20 protein-coding genes and 1 tRNA gene are annotated in these 23,981 nt (G+C 62.8%); 7 read left to right on the forward strand and 14 right to left on the reverse strand.

Features of this window, described 5'->3' with window-relative positions:
* Positions 1–60: 60 nt before the first annotated feature.
* The 3 genes from WIT60_RS03615 to WIT60_RS03625 are packed head-to-tail and all read left to right on the forward strand — an operon-like array spanning position 61 to position 5,173.
* Complete coding sequence (locus tag WIT60_RS03615; RefSeq protein WP_339582577.1) at positions 61–1,218, forward strand: HlyD family secretion protein; 1,158 nt, start codon at positions 61–63, stop codon at positions 1,216–1,218.
* Positions 1,215–4,037 carry a ribosome-associated ATPase/putative transporter RbbA gene (rbbA, locus tag WIT60_RS03620; RefSeq protein ID WP_339582578.1) on the forward strand — a complete coding sequence of 941 codons (2,823 nt, stop codon included), beginning with the start codon at positions 1,215–1,217 and terminating at the stop codon, positions 4,035–4,037. The genes WIT60_RS03615 and rbbA overlap by 4 nt, the downstream gene beginning before the upstream one ends.
* Positions 4,034–5,173, forward strand: coding sequence for an ABC transporter permease (locus WIT60_RS03625; protein WP_339582579.1), 1,140 nt, complete (start codon positions 4,034–4,036; stop codon positions 5,171–5,173). Before rbbA ends, WIT60_RS03625 begins: the two co-directional genes overlap by 4 nt.
* Positions 5,174–5,209: 36 nt before the next feature.
* Here WIT60_RS03625 and WIT60_RS03630 read toward each other — a convergent pair whose 3' ends face one another.
* The 8 genes from WIT60_RS03630 to WIT60_RS03665 form a co-directional block, all read right to left on the reverse strand.
* Positions 5,210–5,701 carry a hypothetical protein gene (locus WIT60_RS03630; protein WP_339582580.1) on the reverse strand — a complete coding sequence of 164 codons (492 nt, stop codon included), beginning with the start codon at positions 5,699–5,701 and terminating at the stop codon, positions 5,210–5,212.
* Between the two features lie 99 nt (positions 5,702–5,800).
* Positions 5,801–7,408: a nitrogen regulation protein NR(I) gene (gene ntrC, locus WIT60_RS03635; RefSeq protein WP_339582581.1), complete on the reverse strand. Its 1,608-nt coding sequence runs from the start codon at positions 7,406–7,408 to the stop codon at positions 5,801–5,803.
* Positions 7,409–7,459: 51 nt separating this feature from the next.
* A complete protein-coding gene (gene glnL / locus WIT60_RS03640; protein ID WP_339582582.1) occupies positions 7,460–8,536 on the reverse strand; it encodes a nitrogen regulation protein NR(II) in 1,077 nt (358 codons plus the stop codon).
* A gap of 64 nt (positions 8,537–8,600) precedes the next feature.
* On the reverse strand, positions 8,601–9,143 hold the full coding sequence (locus WIT60_RS03645) for an HlyD family secretion protein (protein WP_339582583.1): 543 nt from the start codon (positions 9,141–9,143) through the stop codon (positions 8,601–8,603).
* Positions 9,144–9,288: 145 nt separating this feature from the next.
* The gene (gene glnA / locus WIT60_RS03650) at positions 9,289–10,707 is read right to left on the reverse strand and encodes a type I glutamate--ammonia ligase (protein ID WP_339582584.1); all 1,419 of its coding nucleotides are present in this window, start codon (positions 10,705–10,707) and stop codon (positions 9,289–9,291) included.
* Positions 10,708–10,961: 254 nt separating this feature from the next.
* Positions 10,962–11,762: a competence/damage-inducible protein A gene (locus WIT60_RS03655; RefSeq protein ID WP_339582742.1), complete on the reverse strand. Its 801-nt coding sequence runs from the start codon at positions 11,760–11,762 to the stop codon at positions 10,962–10,964.
* Positions 11,756–12,622 (reverse strand): EI24 domain-containing protein, encoded by an 867-nt coding sequence (locus WIT60_RS03660; protein ID WP_339582585.1) that lies wholly within the window; start codon positions 12,620–12,622, stop codon positions 11,756–11,758. Before WIT60_RS03660 ends, WIT60_RS03655 begins: the two co-directional genes overlap by 7 nt.
* On the reverse strand, positions 12,619–13,437 hold the full coding sequence (locus WIT60_RS03665) for a TIGR00266 family protein (RefSeq protein ID WP_339582586.1): 819 nt from the start codon (positions 13,435–13,437) through the stop codon (positions 12,619–12,621). Before WIT60_RS03665 ends, WIT60_RS03660 begins: the two co-directional genes overlap by 4 nt.
* Positions 13,438–13,612: 175 nt before the next feature.
* Here WIT60_RS03665 and WIT60_RS03670 point away from each other — a divergent pair, with 175 nt between their 5' ends.
* Genes WIT60_RS03670 through ubiE form a run of 3 tightly spaced genes read left to right on the forward strand, consistent with a single transcriptional unit; the run spans position 13,613 to position 16,925 of the window.
* On the forward strand, positions 13,613–14,836 hold the full coding sequence (locus tag WIT60_RS03670) for a GGDEF domain-containing protein (protein WP_339582587.1): 1,224 nt from the start codon (positions 13,613–13,615) through the stop codon (positions 14,834–14,836).
* 41 nt (positions 14,837–14,877) lie between these two features.
* Complete coding sequence (locus WIT60_RS03675) at positions 14,878–16,173, forward strand: BaiN/RdsA family NAD(P)/FAD-dependent oxidoreductase (protein WP_339582588.1); 1,296 nt, start codon at positions 14,878–14,880, stop codon at positions 16,171–16,173.
* A gap of 20 nt (positions 16,174–16,193) precedes the next feature.
* A complete protein-coding gene (gene ubiE / locus WIT60_RS03680) occupies positions 16,194–16,925 on the forward strand; it encodes a bifunctional demethylmenaquinone methyltransferase/2-methoxy-6-polyprenyl-1,4-benzoquinol methylase UbiE (protein WP_339582589.1) in 732 nt (243 codons plus the stop codon).
* 90 nt (positions 16,926–17,015) lie between these two features.
* On the opposite strand, the gene WIT60_RS03685 is transcribed toward ubiE, so the two are convergent.
* Both WIT60_RS03685 and WIT60_RS03690 read right to left on the reverse strand, forming a co-directional pair.
* A complete protein-coding gene (locus WIT60_RS03685; RefSeq protein WP_339582590.1) occupies positions 17,016–17,609 on the reverse strand; it encodes a chalcone isomerase family protein in 594 nt (197 codons plus the stop codon).
* Between the two features lie 2 nt (positions 17,610–17,611).
* Positions 17,612–19,297 carry a long-chain-fatty-acid--CoA ligase gene (locus tag WIT60_RS03690; RefSeq protein ID WP_339582591.1) on the reverse strand — a complete coding sequence of 562 codons (1,686 nt, stop codon included), beginning with the start codon at positions 19,295–19,297 and terminating at the stop codon, positions 17,612–17,614.
* 119 nt (positions 19,298–19,416) lie between these two features.
* Between WIT60_RS03690 and WIT60_RS03695 the strand changes: the two genes are divergently transcribed.
* Positions 19,417–20,229 carry a MerR family transcriptional regulator gene (locus WIT60_RS03695; protein WP_339582592.1) on the forward strand — a complete coding sequence of 271 codons (813 nt, stop codon included), beginning with the start codon at positions 19,417–19,419 and terminating at the stop codon, positions 20,227–20,229.
* 158 nt (positions 20,230–20,387) lie between these two features.
* On the opposite strand, the gene WIT60_RS03700 is transcribed toward WIT60_RS03695, so the two are convergent.
* From WIT60_RS03700 to pheT, 4 genes are all read right to left on the reverse strand, one after another.
* A tRNA-Pro gene (locus tag WIT60_RS03700) sits at positions 20,388–20,464 on the reverse strand.
* 61 nt (positions 20,465–20,525) lie between these two features.
* The gene (locus WIT60_RS03705) at positions 20,526–21,074 is read right to left on the reverse strand and encodes a MerR family transcriptional regulator (RefSeq protein WP_339582593.1); all 549 of its coding nucleotides are present in this window, start codon (positions 21,072–21,074) and stop codon (positions 20,526–20,528) included.
* A 70-nt stretch (positions 21,075–21,144) separates the two neighbouring features.
* Positions 21,145–21,504: an integration host factor subunit alpha gene (locus WIT60_RS03710; RefSeq protein ID WP_339582594.1), complete on the reverse strand. Its 360-nt coding sequence runs from the start codon at positions 21,502–21,504 to the stop codon at positions 21,145–21,147.
* A gap of 20 nt (positions 21,505–21,524) precedes the next feature.
* Positions 21,525–23,954 (reverse strand): phenylalanine--tRNA ligase subunit beta, encoded by a 2,430-nt coding sequence (pheT, locus tag WIT60_RS03715; RefSeq protein ID WP_339582595.1) that lies wholly within the window; start codon positions 23,952–23,954, stop codon positions 21,525–21,527.
* Positions 23,955–23,981 lie beyond the last annotated feature (27 nt).

Consider the following 23,981-nt stretch of genomic DNA (forward strand, 5'->3'; position numbering starts at 1 on the left):
ACCACCCTGAAAACGCGTTGTGCATGTTAAAAAGACAGCATCCAGATAAACCCGTACACCATGTCCGAATCCACCCCCGCTTCGCGCGCCAAGCTCCGACAAATCCTCATCTGGGGAGCCGTGGCCCTGGCCGTGGGCGGCGGCGTGCTGGGCTGGCAGCGCCTCAAGCCTCAAGGCTTGCCGCCCAGCATCGCCAGCGGCAATGGCCGACTGGAAGCCACCGACACCGACATCGCCACCAAGACTGGGGGCCGTATCAAACAGGTGCTGGTGCGGGAGGGTGACAACGTGAAGGCGGGCCAGACCCTGGCCATCATGGACACCGCTTTGCTGGAAGCCGATCTGGCCCGTGCACAAGCGCAGGTCCGCCAAGCCCAGCAAGCCAGCGCCACTGTCGATGCACTGCTGGCTCAACGCCAACAGGCGGTGACCACGGCTTCGGCCCAGGTCGCCCAGCGCGAAGCCCAACTGGCCTTGGTGAGCAAAGAATATCAGCGTGCCAAGGAGCTGGTCGCCCAAGGCTTCCTGCCGCCTCAAAAGCTCGACGAGGCCAATGCGCAACTGCAAGGTGCACGCGCTGCTTTGAGCGCCGCACGCTCGCAGGTGGCCGAAGCCCGTACCGCCATCACCACCACCGAATCCCAGCGCACCGAAGCGCAATCGGCGATTGAAACGGCGCAGGCCAGTGTCAAGCGCATCGAAGCCGACCTCGCCGACGCCACCCTGAAGGCACCGCGCGACGGCCGCATCCAGGTCCGTGCGGCGCAGGAAGGCGAGGTGCTCGGCGGTGGCGGCCGTGTGCTGTCCATGGTCGATCTGAGCGACGTCTACATGACCTTCTTCCTGCCTGAAACCGCAGCCGGCCGTGTGGCGATTGGCAGCGAGGCCCGTCTGGTGCTGGACGCAGCCCCGCAATATGTGATCCCAGCCAAGGTCACCTTCGTGGCCAGCGTGGCCCAGTTCACGCCCAAGACCGTCGAGACCGCCGTGGAACGCCAGAAGCTGATGTTCAAGGTACGCGCGCACATCGACCCCCAACTGCTGGCCCGCTACACCAACCAGGTCAAGACCGGCATGCCGGGCATGGCCCATGTGCGCATTGACGCCAATGCCCCTTGGCCCGAGAAGTTGGCCGTGAAGCTGCCTGCCGAGCCTGCCCCGGCACCTGCCAATGCCTCGGCACCCGCATCCGCTCCGGCCACCGCCTCCGCACCGTGAACCCCTCCGCGACCCGGTCCGTGGCCCAGGTCCAGGGCCTCACCCACCGCTACAAGCGGATCACCGCGCTCGACGATGTCAGCGTGAACATCCCTGCAGGGTGCATGGTCGGTCTCATCGGGCCGGACGGCGTTGGCAAGTCCACCCTGCTGGCCCTGCTGGCCGGCGCCCGCCGCATCCAGGCGGGTCAGATACAGGTGCTTGACGGCGACATGGCCCGCACCGCCCACCGGCGTGACGTGTGCCCGCGCATTGCCTACATGCCGCAAGGCCTGGGCAAGAACCTGTATGCCACGCTGTCGGTGGCCGAGAACGTCGACTTCTTTGGTCGTCTGTTCGGCCACGCCCCCGCCGAGCGCCAGGCCCGCATGGCCGACCTGCTGCAGGCCACCGGCCTCGCTCCCTTTGCCGACCGACCGGCCGGCAAGCTCTCAGGCGGCATGAAGCAGAAGCTCGGCCTGTGCTGCGCCCTCATCCACGACCCCGATCTGCTGATTCTGGACGAGCCCACCACCGGCGTGGACCCGCTGTCACGCCGCCAGTTCTGGGAGCTGATCGACCGCATCCGCGCGCGGCGCCCCGGCATGAGCGTGCTGGTGGCCACCGCCTACATGGAAGAAGCCGAGCGCTTCGACCACCTGATCGCCATGGACGCCGGCCGCGTGCTCGCCACCGGCACCCCGGCCGAGCTGCGCCAGCGCACCCAGCGCGACTCACTGGAGGCCGCCTTCATCGCCCTGCTGCCCGAGCAGCGTCGCGAAGGCCATCGCGAGCTGGTCGTGCCCCCCCGTTCCAGCGCCGACGGCGAGATCGCGATCGAAGCCCACGACCTCACCTGTCGCTTTGGCGACTTCACGGCGGTTGACCGGGTCAATTTGAGCATCCACCGTGGCGAGATCTTCGGCTTCCTGGGCTCCAACGGCTGTGGCAAGACCACGACGATGAAGATGCTCACCGGCCTCTTGCCACCCAGTGAAGGCCATGCCGAGCTGTTCGGCCAGTCGGTCAACGCGCACGACCTGTCGGTGCGCCGCCGCGTGGGCTACATGTCGCAGGCTTTCTCGCTGTACGGCGAGCTGACCGTACGCCAGAACCTCGACCTGCACGCACGCATCTTCCAGGTGCCCGCTGCGCAGCGCGAAGCCCGCATCGCCGAGATGATGACCCGCTTCGGGCTGACCGAGGTCGCCGACGAACTGCCCGAGAAGCTGCCCTTGGGCGTGCGACAGCGCCTGTCGCTGGCCGTGGCGGTGGTGCACGGGCCCGACATGCTCATCCTGGACGAGCCGACCTCGGGCGTAGATCCGATCGCGCGCGACCAGTTCTGGGAGCTGATGCTCCAGCTCTCGCGCCAGGACGGCGTGACGCTGTTCATCTCCACCCACTTCATGAACGAGGCCCAGCGCTGCGACCGGATCTCGCTGATGCACGCCGGGCGCGTGCTCGACAGCGGCACACCCGCCGAGCTGATGCAGCGCCACGGTCACGACAAGCTGGAAGACACCTTCATTGAATTGCTGGAGCAGGCCCAGGCCTCCCAGGACAAGGTGCCTGGGACATCACCGGCGGCGAGCTCGCCGCCTCTGCCACGAGCAACCCCAGAAGAGTCCAGAGGTGAGCCCCACACGGCCGGTCAGGCCACTGCTGCCGTCCCTGCTCCTGCATCGCCCCCCACCACCTCACACCGCCGCCCCGCCCGCTTCAGCCTCGCTCGCCTGCTGAGCTACGCCCACCGCGAATCGCTGGAGCTGCAACGCGACCGCATCCGACTGACCCTGGCCCTGATCGGCTCGGCCCTCTTGATGATCATCATGGGCTACGGCATCAGCCTGGACGTGCAGGACCTGCGCTTTGCCGTGCTCGACCGCGACCAGACCGCCATCAGCCGCGACTACGTGCTCAACATCTCTGGCTCGCCCTACTTCCTCGAAGAGCCCCCGCTGCAAAGCGAAGCAGACCTTGACCGACGCATGCGCAGCGGCGAGCTGAGCCTGGCCATCGAGATCCCGCCCAACTTCTCTGCCGACCTGCGGCGCGGTCGCCCAACCACCATCGGCGTGTGGGTGGATGGCGCCATGCCGCAACGGGCCGAAACGGTGTCCGGCTACGTCCAGGGCCTGCACGCCACCTACCTGGCCGAGCAACTCACCCTACATGGCATCCAGGTCGCCTCCCCCGCCTCGCTGGAAGTGCGCTACCGCTACAACCCCGACGTCAAGAGCCTTTACGCCATGGTGCCGGCCGTCATCCCCATCTTGCTGATGTTCATCCCGGCCATGCTCACCGCCCTCGGTGTGGTGCGTGAAAAAGAACTGGGCTCCATCACCAACCTCTACGTCACCCCCGTCACCAAACTCGAATTCCTGCTGGGCAAGCAACTGCCCTACATCGGCACCGCGCTGTTGAGCTTCCTGTTGATGACGGCCATGGCCATCTGGGGCTTTGGCGTGCCACTGAAAGGCAGCTTCCTCACGCTGTTCATCGGCGCATTGCTTTACGTCACCGCCTCCACCGGTTTCGGCCTGCTGATGTCCACCTTCACCGGCAGCCAGATCGCGGCGATCTTCGGCACCGCGCTGGCCACCATGCTGCCGGCCATCCAGTTTTCCGGCCTGATCAACCCGGTCTCGTCCCTCGAAGGCGTGGGAGCCTTGATGGGCCAGATCTATCCCACCGGCCCCTTCCTCATCATCAGCCGCGGCACCTACTCCAAGGCTCTGGGCCTGACCGACCTGTGGACCTACTTCGTCCCGCTGCTGCTCATCATCCCGGTGCTGACCCTGGCCAGCGTCCTCCTTCTGAAAAAGCAGGACACATGAACAGCGTGCTCACCTACATCGGCCACATCTGGCAACTCGGGCTCAAGGAACTGCGCAGCCTGTGGCGCGACCGCCTGCTGCTGCTCTTCGTCATCTGGGCCTTCTCCGGCGCGCTCTACACCGCAGCCAAGGCCGCGCCCGACCGCCTGCACCGCGCCGCCATCGCCGTGGTGGACGAAGACCAGTCGCCCCTGTCACAGCGCATCGTCAATGCCTTCTATCCGCCCACCTTCATGAAGCCCACGGCCATCGGTCTGCAGGACATGGACGCGGGCATGGACGCAGGCCGCTTCACCTTCGTGATGGACATCCCGCCGGACTTCCAGAGCGATGTCCTCGCGGGCAAGCAGCCTACCATCCAGCTGAATGTGGACGCCACCCAGATGAGCCAAGCTTTCCTCGGTGCCAGCTACATCCAGAGCATCGCCCTGGGCGAGGTGGCCGAGTACCCGTCCGGCGAGCGGACAGTGAGCACGCCCATCGTGGACCTGGCCTTGCGCAACCGCTTCAACCCGGCGCTGGACAACACTTGGTTCATGGGCGTGATGGAGTTGATCAACAACATCACGATGCTGTCCATCGTGCTGACCGGCGCGGCCCTGATCCGCGAGCGCGAACACGGCACCATCGAGCACCTGCTGGTGTTGCCGCTGAAACCGTCGGAAATCATGCTGGCCAAGGTCTGGGCCATGGGCGCGGTCGTCTTGCTGGCCACAGCCCTGGCCCTGCAGTTCGTGCTGCGAGATGCGCTGGGCATGCCCGTCAGTGGCTCGATCGGCCTGTTCCTGACCGGATGCGCCCTGCACCTGTTTGCCACCACCTCGATGGGCATCTACCTGGGCACCGTGGCGCGCTCCATGCCGCAAATGGGCCTGCTGATGATCCTGGTGCTGCTGCCCCTGCAAATCCTGTCCGGCGGCATGACACCGCGCGAGAGCATGCCGGACCTGGTGCGCTACCTCATGATGGGCGCGCCCACCACGCACTTCGTCAGCTTTGCCCAAGCCATCCTCTACCGAGGTGCTGACCTGAGCATCGTGTGGCCCCAATTCGCGGCCATCGGGTTGATCGGAACCGCCTTCTTCGTAGCGGCCCTCAAACGCTTCCGCAGCACGGTCAGCAGCATGCAAAGCTGAACGCCTGCGGGTTGGGCAGGGACCCCACCCTCGCGTTCAGCGAGGCACCTTGACCTTGGGCGCCAACATCACACGGGTCTTGCCACCGGTCGTCACCAGGATCACGGCATCACCCGGCTTGAACGTCTCATTGCCCTCTGCCTGCACGATGGCACGACGTTCACCGGTCGACAACTGCAGCAGGATTTCCACCGCATCCTCACGGGTGCCAAAACGCTCCACGGCATTACCAACCACGGCGCCGACCACGGCACCGGCCACACCGGCCATGGCCGAACCACGGGGGTTGCTTGTGCCGCCAGCACCCGCAATGCCACCAATGACGGCCCCCGTCCCCCCACCAATACCACTTTGGCTGCCCTCGACGACCACGGGGCGCACGTTAAGCACAACCCCATCGGCCACCTGAGACAGGCGTTGGGCATCACCCGGCTTGATCACATCCGGACTGGTGGTCGAACACGCCGCCAACACACACAGCGACACCACAGACAAGGCCTTGGCGGCCACCGACATCATTTGCTTCATACCCACAACCTCGACTCATGATCACCTACGCGCCACATGCATCCATGTGACACCATGCGCTCACTGTAGCCGAGGCAGGCAGGCCGCGCGACCTGTCTCTCACTCGTCCATGCCAAGTTCCTGGATCTTGCGTGTGATGGTATTTCGCCCAATGCCCAACTTCTGAGCCGCCTCAATGCGGCGACCTCGCGTCAACTCCAGCGCCGTGTGAATCATGCAAGCCTCGAATTGGCGAGTCAGTGCGTCCCACACATCCGGCTGACCCACCTCCAGACGATGGCGAGCATCCCGCTCCAGATCACGCAGCCAAGCGGGAGGGGCCGACACGCCCAGCACATCGGTCAGAGACCCGGGTGAAACAGCATCTGACACGCCCGGTAAGTCGTGATGGAAACCGCCAGAAACCGTGCCCACTGGCATGCCCCCGCTGGGGTTCAACAAGGTGTCCCCCAACGAGGCTGGCGCGGAAATCGTCGGCGTTTCGGCCACTGGCAGGCTCGACAAGGCCGATGGCATGCCATTCAACGGCGCCAATGGCGCCAAAGGATCGGCATGGCTGTCCAGCAACTCAGGCGGCAGATCCTTGCTCTCGATCACCTGTGCCGGGGCCATCACCGTCAGCCAGTGGCAAACGTTCTCCAACTGACGCACGTTGCCGGGAAAGTCAAATGCTGCCAAACGCGCCAGTGCCGCCTCGGAGATACGCTTGGCCTCCACACCCAGATCCTTGGCGCTCTTTTGCAGGAAAAACCGCGCCAGCGTTGGAATGTCCTCTCGGCGCTCGCGCAGCGGTGGCAAGCGCAAACGGATCACATTGAGGCGATGGAACAAGTCCTCCCGGAATACGCCCTGCCTCACCCGATCCTCCAGATTCTGGTGAGTCGCCGCAATCACACGCACATTGCTCTTGATCGGGTGATGACCGCCCACGCGGTAGAACTGCCCATCGCTGAGCACCCGTAGCAAACGGGTCTGCAGGTCGAAAGGCATGTCGCCGATTTCGTCGAGGAACAGAGTGCCCCCATCGGCCTGCTCGAAACGTCCACGACGCATCGTCTGCGCACCAGTGAAGGCACCACGCTCATGGCCAAACAGCTCCGACTCCAGCAAGTCCTTTGGAATCGCTGCGGTGTTGATCGCCACGAAGGGCCCGTTGCCACGTGGGCTGTGTTTGTGCAGCGCACGGGCCACCAACTCCTTGCCCGAGCCCGACTCACCGGTGATCAACACCGTCACATTGCTCTGACTCAGTCGCCCAATCGCGCGGAACACATCCTGCATGGCCGGCGCCTGCCCCAGCATCTCGGGCATCTGGGTGACACGCTCATCGATCACCTCCTCGCGCACACTCTCATCCACCGCGCGACGAATCAACTCAATCGCTTTGGGCAGGTCAAAGGGCTTGGGCAGGTACTCGAAGGCACCGCCCTGGAAAGCCGACACCGCGCTGTCCAGATCGGAGTAGGCCGTCATGATGATGACCGGCAGGCCCGGCAGACGTTCTTTGACCTTGCTCAGCAGGTCAATGCCCGAGCCCCCGGGCATGCGGATGTCCGACACCAGCACCTGCGGCTCGTCGTCATTCAGCGCAATCAGCACATCGCGGGGGTTGGTGAAGCTGCGCACGGGAAGTTCCTCGCGCGCCAGTGCCTTCTCGAGCACAAAGCGGATGGATTGGTCGTCGTCAACGATCCAGATGGGTTTCATGCTGTGGACTGGTTAGGGCATCCCGAACCGCATGGATCGCCAGACCGGACTTCAGGGCAGCGGTATCAGGATCTTGAATACCGTGCGTCCGGGCTCGCTTTCACATTCGATGGTGCCTTGATGCTGTTGAACGAAGGTTTGAGCCAAAGTGAGTCCCAGGCCAGAACCCCCGTCACGCCCCGACACCAGCGGGTAAAAAATGCGATCACGGATGGACTCCGGAATCCCCGGGCCGTTGTCTTCGATATGCAAGACCAATGCCAGGCGATGCAACTGACGGTTGATCGTCACCCGGCGCGCCACCCGTGTGCGCAGTGTCAACAAGGCATCCCCGCTTGCGATGCGATCCGTGAGGGCCTGCGCAGCGTTGTGGGCCACATTCAGCACGGTTTGAATCAGCTGCTCGCGGTCACCCCGAAACTCGGGCAAGGACGTGTCGTAATCACGCCATACCCGCAAGCCCCTCGGAAACTCCGCCAGGATCAGCGAGCGCACCCTTTCGCAGACCTCATGGATGTTCACATCACCCACAACATGCGGACGACGGTGCGGGGCCAGCAAGCGGTCCACCAACAGCTGCAGGCGGTCAGCCTCATGGATGATGACCTGGGTGTACTCCGTCAGCGAGCGTGACTCCAACTCCATCTGCAGCAACTGGGCCGCCCCCCGGATGCCCCCCAGCGGGTTCTTGATCTCGTGAGCCAGGTTGCGGATCAACTCCTTGTTCGCCCTGGCTTGGTCGAGCACTCGCTCCTCACGCTCCTGACGCGTCTGCTGCTCGGCTTCAACCAACTCCACCAGCACCAGATCCCCGTGATCCAGTCGGGTGGCAATCACCTGCACCGACATCACCTCCCCCACCTGCAGATGCAGGTGACGACGCAACTCAGCGCTCAGGCGACTGGTCGCGTAATCGTTGCGCGCCACTGCGGCGACGACATCACGCAGCACCGTGGCGTCCACCAACCAGTCGAAAATCGACATGCCCAACATCGCGCGCCGAGACAGCCCCAGAGCCTCTTCAAACGCCGTGTTGGCAAACAGGCACAAGCCATCAGGTGTCACCACAGACACCATGGTGGCCAGATGATCCAGAGTTTCCAGGTTGGCTGGCAGGCTGTATGGCATCAGGCCCAGCTGCCCTTTGTCGTGTGTACTAGGGGATCGCTCCATCCCTGGATCCATGGATACGTTACTTTGCGCCGCCGAACTTGCTCAGCTCTCGCTGCAAAGAGGCCACGTCGGCCTCTTTGCGGGTCAAGGCAGCCTTCATTTCATTGACGCGGTCTTGGTACTTCTGATAGTTACGCTCGTCTCCACGACGCTCCGGCTGCCCCTCGTTGTATTCCTTCTTCAAGGCTTCCAAAGCGGCCTGCTCCTTGCGCAACTCAGCTTCCAAAATGCGACGGGCGTCCGTGTCGCGCGCCTTCTGCTCATCGGAGGCCACCTTGTTTTCAGGCGAACTGCTGGAGCCGGAAGCCCCCGGGCCTCGGGTGCCTGCGCTTGACGAACGCGGCGTGCTCGACTGAATCACCGTGATGGGTGCGCCATCCAGGGTCTTGCAACCTTTGGCTGCCGCCTCCTTGGGCGAGAGCGCATCGGTATACAGGTTCCCTGGGCAGCGGTACACCTGCGCATACGCTCCCGCCACCGGGGCCAGCGCCAAAGCCAGCCAAGCGATCGGGCGCCATGCCCGTGAGAAAGCGTGCGAAGGTGACAAGGTGAAGTGCATCATGTCCGGTGAGTGTCGTTCTGAGCCTGAAGTGCGATCCCAGTATGCCCCAGCGGTTCCGCACGCGCAGGCGCCGGAGGCAAGAAAAAAGGGCGACTCACGCCGCCCTTTGTATCGGGATGTCACTCCCAGGCCCGGTCCCGAAGGATCACAGGCTGTAGTACATGTCGAACTCGACCGGGTGAGTGGCCATGCGGAAACGGGTCACTTCCTGCATCTTCAGTTCAATGTAGGCGTCGATGTACTCGTTGGTGAACACGCCACCCTTGGTCAGGAACGCGCGGTCCTTGTCCAGGTACTCCAGAGCCTGATCCAGGCTGTGGCAGACGGTCGGCACCAGAGCGTCCTCTTCGGGCGGCAGGTGGTACAGGTCCTTCGTGGCGGCTTCGCCCGGATGGATCTTGTTTTCCACGCCGTCCAGACCAGCCATCATCAGGGCCGAGAAGGCCAGGTACGGGTTGGCGGAAGGATCGGGGAAACGTGCTTCGATACGACGGCCCTTCGGGTTGGCGACGTAAGGAATACGGATCGAGGCCGAGCGGTTCTTGGCCGAGTAAGCCAGCTTCACCGGAGCTTCGAAGCCAGGCACCAGACGCTTGTACGAGTTCGTACCGGGGTTGGTGATGGCGTTCAGAGCACGGGCGTGCTTGATGATGCCGCCGATGTAGTACAGGGCGAATTCGCTCAGACCAGCATAGCCGTCGCCAGCGAACAGGTTCTTGCCATCCTTCCAGATGGACTGGTGAACGTGCATGCCGGAACCGTTGTCGCCAACGATGGGCTTGGGCATGAAGGTGGCGGTCTTGCCATAGGCATTGGCCACGTTCACGATCACGTACTTCTGCAGTTGCAGCCAGTCAGCGCGTTCGGTCAGGGTGCTGAAGCGGGTGCCGATTTCCATTTGGCCGGCGTTGGCCACTTCATGGTGGTGCACTTCAACGGGAATGCCCAGGCTTTCCAGGATCAGGCACATTTCCGAGCGCATGTCGTGACCGGAGTCCACGGGAGGCACGGGGAAGTAGCCGCCCTTGACGGTGGGACGGTAGCCATTGTTGCCGTGCTCGTAAGCGGTACCGGTGTTCCAGGCGCCTTCTTCCGATTCGATCTTGAAGAAGCTGCCGGACATTTCGTTGCCCCAGCGGATCGAGTCGAACACGAAGAACTCGGGTTCCGGACCGAAGTAGGCGGTGTCGCCCAGGCCCGAAGCCTTCAGGTAGGCTTCAGCGCGCTTGGCCAGAGAGCGGGGATCGCGCTCGTAAGGCTTGCCGTCATGCGGATCGATGACATCGCAGGTCAGGATCAGCGTCGGCTCTTCAAAGAAAGGATCGATGTTGGCCGTGTTGGCGTCCGGCATCAGCAGCATGTCGGAGGCTTCGATGCCCTTCCAACCAGCGATCGACGAGCCGTCAAAGGCGTGACCCGATTCGAACTTGTCTTCGTCAAAGTGAGAAACGGGAACCGTGGTGTGCTGCTCTTTGCCGCGGGTGTCGGTAAAACGGAAGTCAACGAACTTGACTTCGTTGTCCTTCACCATCTTCATCACGTCGGCGACGGTCTTGTTGGCCATCAGATGCTCCTAGCCAGAGGCTGAATGTAAAAGCGAGAAATTTGAAGCTGTTTCAAGAGATCCGGAAACAGCGCCCAGTTTACTAGCAGAAAGTGTGCCGACTTACCTTGTTTGGCCCGCGCGCGCAGAAAACGCCCAGAGGTACATGCAGGCACAGGGCTGCACCGAAACAGTGGGAAATGTACCGAGTGGCGCAGCAACTGAACAGCCCCACCCCACGAACGCACCACATCGGTGCACACATGAACTCGAACTCATTGGCGCACCGAAATGGGGCCGGTTTGCGCACCAAACTGGGACAAGCCCTGCAGCAAGGCTTCGAATGCCTGCTCCACCTCCTGCGCCCGCCCCTTCACGCCCAGCTCGATGTGACGCCCATGCTCCGGATGATCCACGCTCGGCAGGCTGAACACCTTGACAGGCGCAAAACGATCCTCGATCGACACCATCAAAGGTGTCAAAGTCGACTCGATCCCACCGTAGACAACGATGGACTTCTCACGCACCTGTACCTTGCCGTGCAAGTCCTGATGCAGGTGATCCAGCGCCCAGCCCATCATCGGCCAAGCCATCACCGGAAACCCCGGAAGGAAATGCACGCGCCCCGCCAGCGTGAAGCCTGGAATGCGGTTGTATGGGTTGGGAATGATGGTGGCCCCCTCCGGAAAGAACCCCATCTGCAAACGGCGCATCGTGTCTGGAGAAACCGGGTCAAATGCCTGGCCGGCCTCTTCAGCCATTTCACGACTGCGTTGCAAGATGAGCTCTTTCGCCTCCGGGTGCAGAACCAGAGAGCGCCCTGCCGCTTGACCCGCACACGCACGGGTATGGTCATCAGGCGTGGCACCAATTCCGCCAAAGGAAAACACGACATCGCCGCTGCTCAGGGCGTGCCGCAGATCCGCCGTGATCCGCTCCGGATCATCGCCGACATAACGAGCCCAGGACAACGCCATGCCACGCTCACCGAGCAATTCGATGGCTTTGCTCAGGTGCTTGTCCTGACGACGTCCACTGAGGATTTCATCGCCAATGATGATGAGTCCGATCATGATGATTCACCCGCCACCAACGGTGGCGTCACAGGTTCGAGAGAAGTGGGAGCCGCACGCATTGCATGCAGCGCCGGCAGCAGGTAGTGCGCAAACCACAAGGCGGCAAACGCAAATACCAAGGTGTAGATCCACACCGACAACAGCAAGATGAAGGGCGCCAACGCCAGGGCCAACACCCCCAAGGCCCACAGGGCCGCCGGTGCCGCGCCCAGATAGCCAACCAAAACCCCCATCGTCAGCAAAGGCGTGCGGTGCGCCTGCATCAACGTCTCGCGTTCTGCTGGCGTCGCAAAGTCCGCCAAGGTGTCGAACACCAACACCCGATAAGTCAGCCAGCCCCAAATCAAAGGTGGCAACACCACGGCCAAAGGAGGCAGCAACCACAGCGGCAAACTCACGGCAAGCATCAGCAGCGCCAGCACCGTCGCGCGGAACGACCACCACAGGCTGTGCCACACAGAAGCCTGATGACGCGACACCATCCCAGGAAAGCGACGGCGTACCACCAGCTTGACCAAGGCTGGCGTCATGAACGCCGCCACCAGCAGCAAGCACATCACCACCACCAGCGGAATGATCACCAGCACCAGGACCAGTGGGGCCACCGCCATTCGCAGTTGTGACAAGCCCCAGCCATCCAGCGCAGCGAGCACATGTTGACTGACGGCCCAGCCATCCAGAAGACCACGCACCCAGGCGACACCATCCGACCAGCCCCACCAGGCCAAACCTCCCAGCACCACGGCGGCCAGCAACAGCGGCAGCAATGACAACCAGATGACCTGCGGCATCAGGCAATATGCTAGGGCACGCCACGCCGCGTCGAGCATGCGGCCCACCACCGGCACGTTCACAGTCACTCCTGGTCTCCGCCCAACAGACCACCCAGCAGCGAACCGCCGGCAACGCCCGTTAGCAGTGAGCCTTCATCACGACCGCGGCCTCCAGCCTGTGGCGCGGCAGCGAAGATGCGAGACGCCAAACGCGAGAACGGCAAGCTCTGCAACCACACGTGCCCAGGCCCGGTCACACGGGCCAGGAACAGCCCCTCACCGCCGAACAAGGCCGTCTTGATCTTGCCAACGTACTGAATGTCGAAATCGACGCCCTGGGTATAGGCCACCACACAGCCGGTGTCGATGTAGAGGGTTTCGCCCGCCTGCAACTCGCGGCGTACCACGGTGCCACCCGCATGCACGAAGGCCATGCCATCGCCTTCAAGCTTTTGCATGATGAAGCCCTCGCCACCGAAGAAGCCCGTGCCCAGTTTTCTCTGCAAGGCAATGCCCAGGGACACCCCCCGCGCTGCGCACAGGAAGGAGTCTTTCTGGCAAATCAGCGTACCCCCCAGTTGCCGCAGGTCCATGGGAAGGATCTTGCCGGGATATGGCGCACCAAACGCCACACGCTTCTTGCCGCTGGCCTGGTTGGTGTAAACCGTCGTGAAGAGGCTTTCTCCGGTGACCAAACGCTTGCCTGCCCCCAACAACTTGCCGAACAGGCCACCACTTTGCTGCGTTGAGCCGTCTCCGAAAACGGTGTCCATCTCGATGCCGGACTCCATGAACATCATGCTGCCGGCCTCGCCAATGGCCGCCTCGCCGGGGTCGAGTTCGACCTCCACGAACTGCATCTCGGCACCCTTGATCTCGTAATCCACCACATCCATGGCCATGACTGAACTCTCCACCCAGTTCCGCACCCCAGGAAGCGGGGTGACACACCCCTCCTGCGGGGAGCAAAATGCCCTGCATCTCACTACAGCAGAGCGAAAACCTGCAATCATTGTGGCCGAGATCTGCCGCCTCTGATGCCGTTCGGCCGGAGCCCCCTGTCTCCTACCCTCTTCGATGTCGCTTCATCTCCCGACCCTGGCCTTGGTGGTGTGCGTGGTGCTCCTGACCACCACCGTCATCATGACGCTGGTGGGCCTGACCCAACGCACTTACCGTGGTTTCTGGTGGTGGACAGCCGCTCAGGGGCTGACTCTGCTGAGTGCCATCTGCCTGCTGTTGCGCGACACCCACCCCTGGCTGCCGGCCCTGTCGGTGTTGCTGTGGTTGCAATGGCCCATGACCATGCTGGTGGGCATGCGGCAGTTCTACGCCCGCACTGACTTCCGCACACCGCAGTGGATGGATGGCGCCCTGCTGGTACTGGGCTTCTGGGCCCTTCTGACCCTTGAGCAACACATGCCCGACGATCTGGGCGCGCGCGTCGCCAGTTTCAGTTTCGTCAGCATCGGCTTTTTCCTGTATGCCGCCTGGCAGATCCACGCCATCCGAGACTGGCGTCAAAGCGTCTATCTGAAGGCTCTGCTGCTCTACCTCGTCTCGGCCGCTCTGATACAGGTGCCTCGGCTTCTTTCCGGCCTCAGCAGTTGGGGAGCCCCTGTCATCGCGCCCGATCACATTCAACAACCTGCGGTGCTCGTGGCCTTGGTGGCTGGCGTGATCTTTTCGGTCTACATCTGTCTGCTGCTCACGTACGAACGCACTGAACACGACCTGCGTGAATCGCATCGGCAGTTGCGCGTCATGGCCGACTTCGACATGCTCACGCAATTGCCTAACCGGCGTCATTTCACCGAAATGGGCGCACAGGCCCTGCGCCTGAGCGCGCCAGGCTCTGCCGCCTTGATGCTGTTTGACATCGACCACTTCAAGCAGATCAATGAACAACATGGTCACGCTGCGGGAGATGAAGCGCTCAAACTCGTGGCAGGCAGTGCCAGACGCCTGCTACGCACCCGTGACCTGATGGGCCGTCTTGGTGGCGACGAGTTCGTCGCGCTGCTGACCGACACCACAGTGAAGGACGCCCTGCACGTGGCACAACGCATGGTGGCGCATGTAGAGCGCAACCGTCGCTCTTTGCAACAACAGCCTTTGAGCATCAGTTTTGGTGTCGTGCAAGTGCAGCCTGACGAGAACCTGACCGATGCCATCCGGCGTGCCTCTCAAGCCTTGGACGAAGCACGCAGCCAGGGCGACTCGCGCTTCGTGTCGGCCGAGGACGATGACGGCCTGCCGGTGTTCTCTCCCAGCCAGACGTTGGGCCACAGCGGCTTCTGAACTGCAGCCGGGCAGGTGGCCGAAGCGGCGACAATCGGGCCATGTCTTCTTACGATGTGGTGGTGATCGGTGCGGGCGCAGCCGGTCTGATGTGTGCGAGCGTGGCGGGTCAGCGCGGCCTGAAGGTCCTGCTGCTGGACCACGCTCCCAAAGTCGCCGAAAAGATCCGCATCTCGGGGGGCGGGCGCTGCAACTTCACCAACCGTGAGGTCACACCCGCCAACTTCCTCAGCGAGAACCCCCACTTCTGCCGCTCGGCCCTGGCGGGCTTCACCCCGCAGGACTTTCTGGCCATGGTCGAACGCCACGGCATCGCCTGGCACGAGAAGCACCGCGGCCAGCTCTTTTGCGACCACAGCGCCAACGACATCATCCAGATGCTGCTGCGCGAATGCGAGGCCGGTCAGGTCACCCGCTGGCAGCCCTGCGTCGTGAAGGCCGTCCGGCCCTTGGGTGCCGCCGACACCGATGCCGTGCGCTTCGAGATTGACTCGGACCGCGGCCTCATCCGGGCGCACCAGGTCGTGATCGCGACCGGCGGGCTGGCCATCCCCAAGATCGGCGCGACCGACTTCGGCCAGAATCTTGCGGCGCAGCTCGGTCATCAGATCTTGCCCCTGCGCCCTGCCCTCGTGCCGCTCACCTTCGCAGCCGACACCTGGGCGCCGTTTGTGCCCATGGCCGGCATCTCGCTGGAGGTCGAAGTCAGCACCCCAGCGACCGGCGGCGCCAAGGGCAAACGCGGCAAGGGCGGCGCCCCACTGTTCCTAGAAGACCTGCTTTTCACCCACCGTGGCCTGAGCGGCCCAGCCATCCTGCAAATTTCCAGCTACTGGCAACCCGGCCAGGCGCTCACGCTGAACCTCACCCCGCAACGCGACCTGGCTGCCAGCCTCAAGCAAGCGAAGACCGGCTCCCGCAAACAACTGTCGACAGAATGGGCTCGCGCCCTGGGTGAAGCCGTACCGCAGCGCCTGGCGCAGACGTGGCTGGCTGAGCAGGCCGTGCGCATCTCGCCCTCGCTGCGCCCCGATGCAGCCCTGGCCGAACTCAAGGACAAAGACCTGGACGCCCTGGGCCAGTCGGCCAACGCCTGGTCCATCGTGCCCAGCGGCACCGAGGGCTATGCCAAGGCCGAGGTGACTGCCGGCGGCGTGGACACCCGCGAGCTGAGCTCGCAAACCATGGAAAGCAAGAAGGTACCCGGCCTGTACTTCATTGGCGAAGTGGTGGACGTGACCGGCTGGCTGGGCGGCTACAACTTCCAGTGGGCCTGGGCCAGCGGGGTGGCCTGCGGGCGCGCCCTCTCCCCCGGCCCTGGGGCAACAGCGGGCTAACCCGGTAGTAAGATGCCGACATGAGCAGCACGCACTTCGGTTTTCAGCAGGTTGACGAGTCCCAGAAGGCACAACGCGTTCGCGGTGTGTTCGACTCCGTCGCCAACAAGTACGACATCATGAACGACCTGATGTCGATGGGTCTGCACCGCCTGTGGAAGACCTACACCATCGCCGCCAGCGGCGTGCGTGAAGGCCACAAGGTGCTCGACATCGCCGGCGGCACGGGCGACCTGTCCGAGGCCTTCGCCAAGCGCGTTGGCCCCAGTGGCATGGTGGTTCACACCGACATCAACGAGGCCATGCTGAGCACCGGTCGCGACCGCCTGCTCAACAGCGGCGTGGCTCTGCCGACCACGCTGTGCGACGCTGAAAAGCTGCCCTTCCCGACCGACACCTTCGACATCGTCACGGTGGCCTTCGGCCTGCGCAACATGACACACAAGGACATCGCCCTCAAGGAAATGTGCCGCGTGCTCAAGCCGGGCGGCCGCTTGCTGGTGCTGGAGTTCTCCAAAGTGGCCAAGCCGCTGGAGAAAGTCTATGACTGGTACTCCTTCAAAGTGCTGCCCAAGCTTGGTCAACTCGTCGCAGGAGACGCCGCCAGCTACCAATACCTCGCGGAATCCATTCGCATGCACCCTGACCAGGCCACACTCAAGGCCATGATGAAGGAGGCCGGTTTCGGCCATGTCGATGTGCACAACATGACTGGCGGTGTGGTCGCCATGCACATGGGCATCAAGTGCTGAGCACCCGCTGACCACACGCCTGTCATTCGCTCAGGCAGAAAAAAGGCCGGTTGAAACACCGGCCTTTTTTGCATCAAGGACGCCGAGGCATCAAGAAACGCCCAGCAAATCTCGCTTGAGTGCGTTGTCCGAGGGACGCTCACCCAACCAGATCTTCAACAAGGCGCGGTAGAAGTCTTCCCCGGCAATGTCTTGCCCCAGTGCCTTGCCACCCAAGGTGATGTGGGTGCCCTGTCCGGGGACGTAATCCAGCTGAATCACCGAGCCCTTCTGGGCCTCCCCCACCTTCAGCATGGTGGACTGCAACGCATCCAGACGCTTGCGCAGCACAGCCTGCTCCGCCGACGAAACGTTGTCCTCGATGCCAGCCACCAAGCTGTCGGCCAACTGCTCGGCCGACACATTGCGAAGCAACACAATGCGCACACTCTTGGGCCCAGGCTGGTTCAGCACCGATGCCGCCGAGGCATCGCGGCGAGGCACATACAGCCCCACAGCGTAGACCTTGATGATCATCTTGACACGCATGCCAACGCCGTTGAGCACCAGAGGCTGATCGGCCAGCGTCAGTTGATCCTCAAAACGGACGCCACCCACCTCACGGGCAGCGTGCGCCATGGGCAACGCTGCCAACAACATGGCAGACAGGGCCGCGCTGGCAATTTTCTTGGTCAGGAAGCTCATGATCAGGCGGCTTTCTTCAGGTCAGCGTCACGCAATTCACGACGCAAAATCTTGCCCACGTTGGACTTGGGCAACTCGTCGCGGAATTCAATGTACTTGGGTCGCTTGTAGCCGGTCAACTGCTCCTTGCAGAACTCGGCCAGATCGGCGACCGTCAACTCCGGATCACGACGAACCACAAACAACTTCACTGCCTCACCGGAATGTGCATCCGGCACGCCAATCACCGCGGCCTCCAGCACACCAGGGTGTGAAACCGCCACATCCTCCACCTCGTTCGGATAGACATTGAAGCCTGAAACCAGGACCATGTCCTTCTTGCGGTCGACGATCTTGACGTAGCCCTGCTCGTCCATCACCCCCACGTCGCCGGTCTTGAAGAAACCATCCGCCGTCATGACCTTGGCTGTCTCTTCCGGGCGATGCCAGTATCCGGCCATCACCTGAGGACCGCGGATGCAGATCTCGCCGGCCAGCCCCAGGGCCATTTCCTGTCCATCATCATCTCGAATCGAAATTTCGGTCGAGGGCAGTGGCAGGCCGATGGTGCCGGTGTAAACCTCAATGTTGTTGGCGTTACAGGTGGCCACAGGCGACGTCTCCGAAAGGCCATAGCCTTCGATGATCGGCTTGCCCGTGATCGCCTTCCAGCGCTCTGCCACGACACGCTGCACCGCCATGCCACCACCGATCGTCACTTGAAGGCTGGAGAAATCCAGCTTGGCAAAGTCGGGGTTGTTCATCAGACCGCTGTAGAGCGTATTGACCGCGGGGAACAGGTGGAAGCGGAACTGCGACAGCTCCTTGATGAAGCCCGGGATGTCGCGCGGGTTCGGGATCAGCAGCATGCAGGCACCATTGCGGATGCCCATGAGCGCGCACACCGTCAGCGCGAAGATGTGATACAGCGGCAGTGCGCACACCACATTGAGTTGCGGGAAGGCCTGACGGTCCACGCCGTTCATCAACCAGGCCTCGCACTGCAACACATTGGAGAGGAGGTTTCGCTGCAGCAGCGTAGCGCCCTTGGAGACGCCGGTGGTACCACCCGTGTACTGCAAAAAGGCCACATCGTCAGGGGTGAGTGTGACCGGCTTGTAAGCCTGGCGCGCGCCCTCCGTCAGCACCTGACCGAACCGATGATGTCCTGGCAGGGACCACGCAGGCACCATCTTGCGCACACGGCGCACCACGAAGTTGGTCAAGGCGCCCTTCACGAGCCCCATCAAGTCGCCCATCGACGCCACGACCACATGCTTGAGATGCCCCCGCGCCTGGATGGCCTGCAGGGTGGTCGCAAAGTTCTCGAGGATGAAAATGGCCTCGGCACCGCTGTCGTGCAACTGGTGCTCCAACTCACGCGGTGTGTACATCGGGTTGACGTTGACCACCACACATCCCGCGCGCAAGATCCCAGCAACCACCACGGGGTACTGCAGCACATTGGGCATCATCACCGCCACGCGGCTACCTTTTTTCAGGCCTTTCGCCTGCAGCCAAGACGCGACACGAGCCGACAACTCGTCCAACTCTGCGTAAGTCAGCGCTGCGCCCATGCAACGGAAAGCCACACGGTCCTTGTACTTGCGCATGGCCTCGTCCAACAGGGCCACCAGCGAACCGTATTGGCTCGCGTCGATTTCCTGCGGCATGCCGGCAGGGTAGTGCTTCAACCAGATTTTTTCCATGAATACCTCAGACGACCGCGCATGCACGACCAGCCGCATTAACACAACAAACCGAATGTTACATTAACTCTGCAATATGCGATCGGTATCATGTCGTCCATTCAGCGTTCGCCCAGCCGATGCAAAGCAAATCTGCCAATTCTTCACGCGCCCGCCCCGTCCGCTCGCCAGACAGCACCGATCCGGAGATCACGGTGGAGGAGTTGTCGGCCCGTACGGGCGTGAGCGTGCGCAACATCCGCGCTTACCAGACTGCCGGGCTCATGCCACCGCCGCGGCTGAAGGGCCGACTTGGGCTGTACGACCACGAGCATCAGGGCAAGCTGGAGCTGATCCGCGATCTGCGGCAGCAAGGCTTCCGCCTGGACACGATCAAGGACATGCTGGAGAACACTCCGGAAGGGGCATGGTCAGAGTATTCGCTGATCAGCGGCCTGTTCTCCACCACCTTCTTCACCGTAGAAGCGCCCAAGCGCAAGGCCTTGTCAGAAATGGCCTCGCATTGGGCCACCCCTGCCACACCTGAGCAGAAAGAGCGCCTGAGCCAGAACGGGCTTTACCGGCGCATTGGGCCGGACGAGGTCGAAATCCTCAGCCCTGCACTGGAGCGCATCGGCATTCAGTTGGCTGAATTGCATGTGCCGCTCGACACCGTTCTCGACCTGCAAGACGAGTTGATCAAGCACACCCGCATCATTGCCAAGGCATATGTGGAACAACTGTTCCTGAACCTGGCCAAAGATGTGGCAGCCAAGGCAGAGAGCGCCAAAGCGAAGGGAAAGCCGACCGACGGCAATGTGGTGGAGCCCTTGAAGGCGTTGTTTGAGCGACTGCGCCCTCTGGCCATCGGCTCGATCAGCGCCGCATTTCCGGTTGTGCTTCAGCAAGAATTTGATCGCAGCATCCAAAAGCAGCTGAAGCGCCTGAAGTGAGCCCGTCTTGATCTCGGGGCTCACGCAACGTCACGTCCGCACACCCCAGTCTTTTCACCTGAACCGCACCGACCGACGGCATGTGGCGCGTATCGCGTGCAGGGGCGCCAAAAAGCAGAAAACCCGGTATCTTTCGATACCGGGTTTCGGCTATTTCTTGGTCGGGGCGGCGGGATTCGAACTCGCGACCCCTTGCACCCCATGCAAGTGCGCTACCAGGCTGCGCTACGCCCCGACAAGAATTAAATTATATGATGGAAAAACCGTATTTTGCAAGTCAGAGCGAATTTTTTGCATCAGGACAACAAATCTCGGATCGACACGAGTGCTTCGCGCAAGGCCAGCACTGTTCTTGCATCGACGGATTGCAGTTCAGTCAGATCGGGGGCACCCCATGCAGCCCCGATGACCGTGGCGCCACTGGCTTGCAAAGGACGACTGAACGATGAAGGACTCGTCGTGTGTGCTGCGGCCGCAGCCATCACCGCCTGAGCGGTCAACCCAGTGGCACCCATGACCTGTGCAGCATCGACAGGCACATCGTCATCATGCCCATATGCGGGGGCCACATGCCCCTGCGAAGCCCCGTCGGCCAACTGGTTGCGCGCACCACTGATGGTGAAACCCTGCTCGTACAGCAATTCGCGGATACGACGGATCAACAAAACCTCATGGTGCTGGTAGTAGCGGCGGTTACCCCGTCGCTTCATGGGCTTGAGTTGGACAAACTCCTGCTCCCAATAACGCAACACGTAGGGCTTGACCAGGCACAACTCACTCACCTCACCGATGGTGAAGTAGCGTTTGGCAGGAATGGGCGGCAAAGCGCTGTCGACGCGGTCCATGTGTCCCTGAGGTCAATCCAACATGAAAAACTTTGCCCGCATCAACCGCAGCGGGCAAAGAGTTCAGACTTTACTCCAAGTCTTCGTCAGACGGAACGTCACCCTGCACCATGCCTTTGAGTTTCTGACTGGCGTGGAACGTCACGACATTGCGGGCTTCAATGGGAATGACTTCCCCAGTGCGCGGATTGCGCCCCGGACGTGCGGCCTTGCGACGGATCTGGAAGTTGCCAAAGCCCGACAGTTTCACATCCTGCCCCTCGACCAGCGCACCTTGCACCGATTCGAAAAACGCCTCGACCATGTCCTTGGACTCACGCTTGTTGAGGCCCAGGCGGTCGAACAGCATTTCCGACAACTCCGCCTTCGTCAGAGTGGGCGTTTCGATGGTCGGTAACAGCACGGTCAGGTCGCTGATCTTGTCATTCATGTCGACGGCCCTCCCCGGCCTCAAGCGCGCACGCGCGCACCCACGGCCGAAGCCACCGCAGCCAACACCGCCTGCATGGCAGCGTCAATGCGCTCGTCGGTCAAGGTCTGCTCGTCGTCACGCAGCTCGACGCGCACGGCCAGGCTGCGTTCGTTCTCGGCCATGCCCGCGACCGGCGTCTTGGGCTTATAGATGTCGAACAGGCGGGCACCACGCACCAGGCCGTCGGTGGCAGCCTGCGTGATCGCGCCGATCACGGCGTCGTGGGCCGTGGTGTCAGACACAACCAAGGCCAGGTCGCGGTACACCGATTGCATGCGCGGCACGGGCTGGAAGGTGGGCACCACACGCTGGCTGAGCACGCTCGCATCCAGCTCGAACAGCACCGGGGCCAAGGGAAGATCGTAGGCTTGGCGCCACTTGGGGTGCAACTCACCCACGAAGCCCACAGCTTGGCCGCCGACCTGAACCTGCGCGCACCGCCCCGGGTGGAAGGCAGGATGCTCGGCCGCCACGAACGTGGCCTGACGCGGCGCCAGCAGCGCCTCGACATCGCCCTTCACGTCGAAGAAGTCGACATTGCGGGCTGCGGCGCCCCACTGCAAGGCGTCGGCCGGGCCATAAGCCAGACCGCTCACGCGCACTGGCTGGTCAAAGCCGCCCACCGTCAGGTTGCTGTCCACCACCGAGGCGTCGCGCTTGAACACACGGCCGACTTCGAACAAGCGCACGCGTTCGGCCTTGCGGGACAGGTTGGTCTTGAGCACCTCGACCAGGCTGCCGATCAGCGTCGAGCGCATCACGGACAGCGGGCTGGCGATCGGGTTGAGCACGCGAATGGGCTGGGTGTTGCCGGCAAAGTCGGCTTCCCAACGCTCTTCCACGAAGCTGAAGGTGATGACTTCCTGATAGCCACGGCGCGCCACATCGCGGCGCACGGCGTACAGGCTGCGACGCGCTTCGGGCAACACCAGCGGCGTGACCGGCGCTTGCGGTGGACGCTTGGGCAGCTTGTCAAAGCCGATCACGCGCACCACTTCCTCGATCAGGTCTTCCTCGATCTGCAGGTCGAAACGCCAGCTCGGCGGCGTCACCACCAGATGCGTGTCGTCGCCTTGCGCAACAGTGCTGTAAGGCAGGCCCAGTCGGTGCAACACAGTCTGGCACTCGGCCAAGGTCACCGGCATGCCGATCACGCGCTGGGCGCGCGACAGGCGCAGTGTCACCGGCTTGCGCTCAGCGGCCTTGACGACCTGATCGTCGACCGGACCGGCCTGGCCGCCGCAAATATCGAGGATCAGCTGAGTGATGCGCTCAAGGTACTGCACGGTCGGTGCCGGATCGACACCACGCTCGAAGCGGTGCGAGGCATCGGTCGAGAAGTTGTAGCGGCGGGCCCGTCCGGCAATGGCCTTGGGCCACCAGAACGCGGCCTCCAGGTAGACGTTGCGGGTCTCATCGCCTACAGCGGTCTCGTCACCGCCCATGATGCCAGCCAGCGACTCGACCTGCGTACCGGCGGCGATCACGCCCACTTGCTCGTCCAGCGTCACCGTGTTGCCATTGAGCAGCTTGAGCGTTTCACCCGGCTGTGCCCAACGCACCTGCAACTCGCCCTGGATCTTGTCCAAGTCGAACACATGCGAGGGCTGACCCAACTCGAACATCACGTAATTGGAGATGTCGACCAAGGCCGACACGGGACGCTGGCCGCAGCGCGCCAGGCGCTCGACCATCCAGTCCGGCGTCTTCGCCTGGGGGTTGACGCCCTGGATGACACGGCCGGCAAAGCGGCCGCACAGCTCGGGCGCCTGCACGGTCACCTTCAGTGCGGCATCCACACCGGGCTGGACCGGCTCGATGCTCGGCAAGGTCAGCGGGGCGCCGGTCAGGGCCGACACCTCGCGGGCAATGCCCGCCACGCTCAGGCAATGAGCCAAGTTGGGCGTGAGCTTGAGGGTGAACAGTGTGTCATCGAGCTTGAGGTGCTCACGGATGTTCACACCGATGGGCGCGTCTTCGGCCAGGATGTGCAGGCCGTTGGACTCTTCCGAGATGCCCAGTTCACGGGCCGAGCACAGCATGCCCTGGCTCTCGACACCCCGCAGCTTGCCCAGCTTGATCTTGAGGGCCTTGCCATCGGCACCCGGGGGCAGCTCAGCGCCCACCGTGGCGCAAGGGATCTTGATGCCGGGGCGCACATTGGGCGCGCCACAGACGATCTGCAGGACTTCGCCCGTACCCGCATCCACCTTGCACACGTTCAGACGGTCGGCATCAGGGTGCTTGGCGACTTCCAGCACCTGCGCCACCACCACACCGGTGAAGGCCGGTGCCACCGGATGCAGCTCTTCCACTTCCAGACCGGCCATCGTCAGCAGGTCAGCCAGTTGCTGGGTGCTCAGGTCGGGGTTGCAGAAACTGCGCAGCCAGGACTCGGGGAATTGCATGTCAGGGATCCTTGGGTATCTGTATTC

The organism is Aquabacterium sp. G14 (assembly GCF_037482285.1).
Lineage (GTDB): Bacteria > Pseudomonadota > Gammaproteobacteria > Burkholderiales > Burkholderiaceae_C > Aquabacterium.